This window comes from Rhodohalobacter sp. (genome assembly GCF_041686455.1).
Taxonomy (GTDB): domain Bacteria; phylum Bacteroidota; class Rhodothermia; order Balneolales; family Balneolaceae; genus Rhodohalobacter.
Map to the genome: position 1 here is coordinate 1 of NZ_JAWLDW010000137.1, position 6402 is coordinate 6402.

At 42.7% G+C, this 6402-nt stretch carries 4 protein-coding genes; 3 read left to right on the plus strand and 1 reads right to left on the minus strand.

Annotated features, from left to right (window positions below):
- Positions 1 to 1698: TolB family protein (locus ACESM0_RS12065; protein WP_372906461.1), on the minus strand; the 1698-nt coding region annotated here is incomplete at its 3' end.
- Positions 1699 to 2022: 324 nt separating this feature from the next.
- Here ACESM0_RS12065 and ACESM0_RS12070 point away from each other — a divergent pair.
- From ACESM0_RS12070 to ACESM0_RS12080, 3 genes are all read left to right on the plus strand, one after another.
- The gene (locus ACESM0_RS12070) at positions 2023 to 3036 is read left to right on the plus strand and encodes a hypothetical protein (protein WP_372906462.1); all 1014 of its coding nucleotides are present in this window, start codon (positions 2023 to 2025) and stop codon (positions 3034 to 3036) included.
- 171 nt (positions 3037 to 3207) lie between these two features.
- Positions 3208 to 5784, plus strand: coding sequence for a M14 family metallopeptidase (locus tag ACESM0_RS12075; RefSeq protein WP_372906463.1), 2577 nt, complete (start codon positions 3208 to 3210; stop codon positions 5782 to 5784).
- A gap of 152 nt (positions 5785 to 5936) precedes the next feature.
- On the plus strand, positions 5937 to 6401 hold the full coding sequence (locus ACESM0_RS12080; RefSeq protein WP_372906464.1) for an RrF2 family transcriptional regulator: 465 nt from the start codon (positions 5937 to 5939) through the stop codon (positions 6399 to 6401).
- Position 6402: the final 1 nt, after the last annotated feature.

Consider the following 6402-nt stretch of genomic DNA (forward strand, 5'->3'; position numbering starts at 1 on the left):
CAGATTTTCGTTTCTAACCTGTTTTACAAATGCAATTGCGTTTCCGTCGGGTGAATAGGAGGGCTCATAGCTGTTTGTTACTCCATTTGTTATTTGCCTGATTTCCGATGTATCCGCATGATACTCATAGATGTTCATACCGCCTGAGTGGTCGCTTACAAAAAGAAAGCGATCGCTGTTTTTATGCCAGTGAAGGTCGGTAATAGAGCCGTTATCAAAAACAAGGTCCGGCTCGCCGGATAACAGATCTGTTGTTTCATTAGTGTTGTGGAACCAAACTCCTTGTACGCTATTGATCTTGCCTACCACCGCTATTCTGTTCGGTTGGTCTGGATTGGGTGCAATCTGGATAATGGTGCTGTTATCAGGCTTATTAAACTTCTTGACGATCTGTCCGGTTTCTTTATTAACCAGCACAAGTCTTTGAGTGTGCGCATCTGTTTGAAGTGCGAAAAGCAGATCATTCTCTGCCTGAACGGGTGAAAAAAGTCGCTTGCCTTCCGTTAGCCTTGTATTGCGCTGAGACCCCAGGTCGAACTGATGAAGATCACCCCGGAATACATTGTCGTAACGTGTATCGGAGTGATACCGGCTAAAGAATATTTTGGTAGAGTCGCTGGAGAAGTTGTAAACATGATCTTCGGTAATTTGGACCTCTTCAGCCAGTGTGGATTCATTAACGTCTAAATGGTATGTGTAAAATCCGGAGGGTTTATTACAAAAACGACTGAAATAAAGAATTGTATTCTCATTCACCCAAAGCGGGCGGTTGGCTCTTCTGCATCTCCCATTTAACTCAACAGGCTGTTCCTTAGTTGATGCAGCCAGTTCATCTCTTCTATTTTGTTCAGCTTCAATCGAATGGCTGGAAAACTCCCCGTAAAGAGCTGATGGCCACTTACCTGTGGATGATCTCAAGGCTACACCATATCCCAGAAAAGGATATTTGTAGTGAAACCGAATGGATTCCCTTGCAGTGTCATCTCCGTAGTTTTCCTGTAGCCAGTGAATAAACTCATACCCGCCCACATAGTGCCTGTTAAAGGGAAGCGTATAATCTGTTGTATGAAAGAGTTGCCCCATTGACCATTGATCTGACGTATCCAGTAAGCTGTTAAACTGGTGCGTAAAGTAGGGGTAGTTCCCGCGCCCGGAGTTGGGGATGGAGCCGTGGCTTTCGTACTCCACGGCAGTGCCCTCATGTAAACCGAGCGGAGCTGCGGCGTGAACAGATCTTCTTAAGTCCGGTGAAAAAAGACCGAGTGCGCGTGTAAGCGCCGGAGGATTGACACTGAAATGCAGTGCGTGGACGAGCTCGTGGGGCAAAACAGATTCAAGCCAGTCGCCCGATTGCGGATTCAAAGCTTTCCCTCGCATGGGTGCTATTTCAACTTCAGAGCGGAAGTTAATAGGGTTCACAAACCCGTTTGAACGATCGTTCTCAGGATTTAAAATAAATGGGAATTCCCGCAATTCACCCCCGATATAACTATTTATATCACTATACTCCGCTTCAAGGATGGAAAGGGAGCGAATGGCTTCATCACGGTAATTTGCCGGGTAAATAACTCTGAAACGATCAGAACGAATTTCCTGCCATTCTAAACCGGGTAAACGATATTGGGTTGAATAAACCTGAGCAGTTAAGTCAGTGAAGAAAAAACCAAAAAGAATGAGCGCAAAAAGACTATTTTTCATGTATCAATAGGTTGTTACCTGAACGTAATAAAATATAGTTGAAAGCATTCAGAAACAGAAAAGTTGAATGGTAGAAGTCTCATTATAGTAATCGGTTAAATAGCGAAAATAGTATACAGAAGAGGAGTTTGTGGAACCTTTATATTCAAATTTTTTTTATGTTTTTATAACAGTCATAACAAATAACCTAAAGTAATAGATGAGGTTAGGATGGTAAGTGAAAAAGAGATTAATAAACTAGTTAACAGAAATGGGAGTAATTTGGTGACGATTACTCTTCCAACTCATAAAACGGGTGAAGAATCAAAACAAGATCCAATTCGATTGAAAAACTTGCTCACAGAGGCAGTATCAATTTTAAAAGAAAACGGTAAAAAAGAAGCTGAAGCCGAAGAATATTTGAAATCAGCTTTTGAATTGCTCGATAAACCGTTGTTTTGGGCACATGCAGATAAAGGATTGACAATTTATATCAGTGAAGATGAATCGGATATTTTTAAGCTTCCTTACAAAGTGGATAGCGAGGTATATGTGAATGATCACCATCTAATTACCCCGCTGTTACCTATGTTGAGTACAAACGGAACCTTTTGCGTACTTGCTGTCAGTCGCCAAGAGGCAAAACTTTTGAAGTGTACCCGCGACGATGTAGAAGATATCACACCTGCGAATGTTTCACTTTCAGTCGAGGAGTATTTGGAAGTGGACCAGGAGAAAGAGTTACAGTTCCATACAGGCGCGAGAACACAGCAGGCAATGTTCTTTGGCCACGGTGCAAGCGAAGAGGATAAAAAAGTGATTGTGGAGCAATATTTTCGTGAGTTGGAGAAAGAGATTACAACAATTATGCGCGAAAGAAATGATCCACTCGTAATTGTGGGACTGAAGGATAACCTGTCTATGTATAAAAAAGTAAACAATTACGGGAGATTAATAGAGGACGCTGTAGAGTTTAATCCGGATGAGCTGTCGGATCAGGATTTACGTGACAAAGGATGGAATGTGATACAAAAGCATTTCCTGAAAGATATGTACAATTCGCTGGAGAAATTTTCTGAACAAGCAGAGGGAAAAGTATCCAACAACCTGGGCGATATTGTTGAGGCAACCATTCAGGGGCGTTCTCAAACTATTTTTATCTCTAAAGACGAGAAAAAATGGGGCGTTTTTGATGAGGCCGAGCAGACAGTTCATTACAGCAGTAAGCCTGAAAATGGCGATATTGAACTACTGAACTGGCTATCCATTACCGGACGTAAAACAGGCAGTAACGTTTACCTGTTGCCTAAAGAAGAGATGCCAATGCGATCTATGGTAGCTGCTGAGTTCAGATTTTAAATCTCTGAATAAAATCCAGTATTTAATCAGCGGTATTGGCGAAAGTCGATACCGCTTTTTTTATGAAGTTTTAAAAAGTTGTTTCAGAAAGCAGCAGGATTTCAAAGATTGCGCGTAATTGATTACTATACTTACAACCTTTTCTATTTTTGAATAATTAAACACTATCACATGAAATCACTACTACAATCTATTGCTCTTATTCTGATTGTGCCTGCTATTGCGTTTTCGCAGGTCCAATTGGACTACTACCTGCCGGAAGGCGTTAATTACAACCCAGACATCCCAACACCTAAAGAAGTGGTTGGCCATGAAGTGGGCGAGTGGCACATTACTCACGATAAGCTGGTTCAGTATATGTACGCCCTTGCAGAATCTTCTGATCGCGTAACCATTCAGGAGTATGCAAGGACTTACGAAAATCGTCCGCTTCTTGTATTGACCATTACCTCACCGGACAACCACAGTTCAATCGATCAGATTAAGTCGAACCAAAGTCTTTTACGTAATCCTGAACGGTCCGGTAATCTCGACCTGGAATCGATGCCGGTAATTGTAAATATGGGTTTCAGTGTTCACGGAAATGAGGCAAGTGGATCAAATGCATCACTTGTAAGTGCCTATCACTTTGCGGCAGCTCAGGGAGATGAAATTGAGGAGACTCTCAGCAATACTGTAATTTTACTCGATCCATCATTCAACCCGGACGGACTTCAGCGTTTTTCTACCTGGGTGAATATGCACAAAAGTGCTACAACTGTTTCCGATCCGGCTTCGCGTGAGTTTGGTGAAGTTTGGCCCGGTGGCAGAACCAATCATTATTGGTTTGACCTGAACCGCGACTGGATGCCGGTTGTACACCCGGAAAGCCGTGGCCGAATTAAGATGTATCAGGAGTGGAAACCACACGTACTTACAGATCATCACGAAATGGGTACAAACTCTACATTTTTCTTCCAGCCGGGTATTCCATCCCGAACGCATCCGTTAACTCCGCAAAGAAATCAGGATTTAACGGCAGCGATTGGGGAGTACCATGCGGATGAATTGGATGAAATTCAAAGTCTTTACTACACCAAGGAGTCTTTTGATGATTTCTATTATGGGAAGGGTTCCACCTATCCCGATATTTTTGGAACAATCGGGATATTATTTGAACAGGCGAGTTCTCGCGGGCATGCGCAAGAGAGTGAACACGGAGTTGTTGAGTTCCCTTTTGGAGTGAGAAATCAGTTTAGAACGTCACTTTCGACAGTAAAAGCGGCAAATGGCCTGCGAATGGAGCTGCATAATAATATGAGAGAGTTTTATCGGGAAGTACAGCAGGAGGCGTCACGCAGTTCAGTAAAAGCTTTTGTTATCGGGGATACATACGATTCCGGTAAAAATTATCACTTTGCTGATCTGATGAGCCGCCACAATGTTGAACTTTACGAATTGGCTCAGAATCTTGAAGTGGGGGGTGAGAGCTTTGAACAAGGAAAAGCATGGGTGATACCTGTTGAACAGACTGAGTATAAGTTTATAGAGGCGATGTTTGAACAGCGTACAGAGTTTACAGACAGTCTCTTTTATGATGTTTCCACCTGGACTTTACCATCTGCTTTTAACCTACCTCACGTCGAACTGAATCAGCGTCAGTTTGATTCAAACTTGATGGGAGATAGAGTTGAGTCACCTGAAAAACCATCCGGACAGATCGTCGGCGGTAGAAGCAATTACGCTTATGCTTTTGAGTGGGATGAATATTATGCTCCCCGTGCGCTTTACAGGCTGCAAGAGCTTGGGGTTCGAACTCAGGCAGCATTTCAGAAGTTTCAATCCGTCGTTTCAACAGGCGCAAAAGAGTTTAATTATGGCACAATTGTCGTACCGTTGGGGATCCAGGATGTAGACGAGGCAACCATCTTCCGAACCATGCAGGAGGTCGCTGAGGAAGACGGTGTAGACGTTTATAATCTAAGAACCGGACTTGCTGCAAGCGGCGTTGATTTAGGCAGTCCAAATTTGAATGCTCTTGAAAAACCGAGTATAGCTATTCTCGTAGGAAGTGGGGTAAGTAACCTTGAGGCGGGCGAGGTATGGCACCAACTCGATCAGAGATATAAAATTCCGATTACGCTTTTGGAAAAAGACAGGGTAGGACGAACCGATCTGAACCGATACAACCGGTTGGTATTGGTAAATGGCCGATACGGAGACCTTAGCGAAAGTGCGAAAGCTGATCTGAAATCCTGGGTCCGTGCCGGAGGAACATTAATTGTTCAGAAAAGTGCTGTAAACTGGGCTATCAGTGAAGGGCTGTTAAATGCCGAAAGAGTGGAGGAGGAATCTTCTGGTAATAGGAGAATTGCCTACGAAGATCTTTCTGCCGCAAGAGGGGCACAAGGTATTGGGGGGTCTATTTTTGAAGCTAATTTAGATATGACCAACCCACTGATGTTTGGTTACCGAAACGATAGTATGCATATTTTCAGAAACAGCACCACATTTCTTCAGATCACTGAGAATCAAGCTGCTACGCCACTGTACTTAACCAGCAACCCACTGGTGAGCGGTTATATTTCTGATGATAACCGTGAGCTGATAAAGAATACTGCATCCATCATGGTAGGCAGTTACGGTTCGGGCCGGGTGATTGGGTTTGTAGATAATCCTAACTTCAGGGCATTCTGGTTCGGCACCAATAAGCTGTTTGCGAACGCTCTGTTTTTTGGTGATCAAATTAGCCGCTCTGCAGCAAACTAGTCGTTGATTACTAACAATTTAGGCCTGTATCTCAATGTTGAGGTACAGGCTTTTTTTATTATTTCAGACAGATTCTTCCGAATTAACTTGACAAATAAGTTGGCCTGCCGTAGTTTAAGATTAAATACTCTTAATTACCTTTTGGATCATACATGTTGCTTTCAAAATCTTGCATATACGGCTTACGAGCTTCTCTTTATCTGGCTTCTAAAAAGACGGATGATTTTACGCCTATAAGAAAGATGAGTGATGATTTGGAGATTTCTTTCCACTTCTTAACTAAAATCTTACAACAGCTGACAGCAGATAATGTCCTGGAATCTTTTAAGGGTCCAAATGGAGGAGTTCGATTGAAAAGATCAGGAGATGAAATTACATTTATGGATATCGTTATGGCAATAGACGGTCCGGCTCTCTTTACAGAATGCGCACTAGGATTGCCGGGTTGTGGTGTTGAAAAACCATGTCCATTTCACGAGCAATGGGCAGAAACACGAGATAATATCAAAGTGATGATGGAAGGAACCACGATAACCGAACTGGCCATAAAAGGAAAAGATGAGAACTTACGATTAACTGCCAAAGGCGGATTCGAAAAATTTCTATATAACGAATAAA

Bases quoted from the DNA above. Each gene is read 5' to 3' on its own strand.
- ACESM0_RS12080 (WP_372906464.1), top strand. From the start codon at position 5,937: ATGTTGCTTTCAAAATCTTGCATATACGGCTTACGAGCTTCTCTTTAT.
- ACESM0_RS12075 (WP_372906463.1), top strand. From the start codon at position 3,208: ATGAAATCACTACTACAATCTATTGCTCTTATTCTGATTGTGCCTGCT.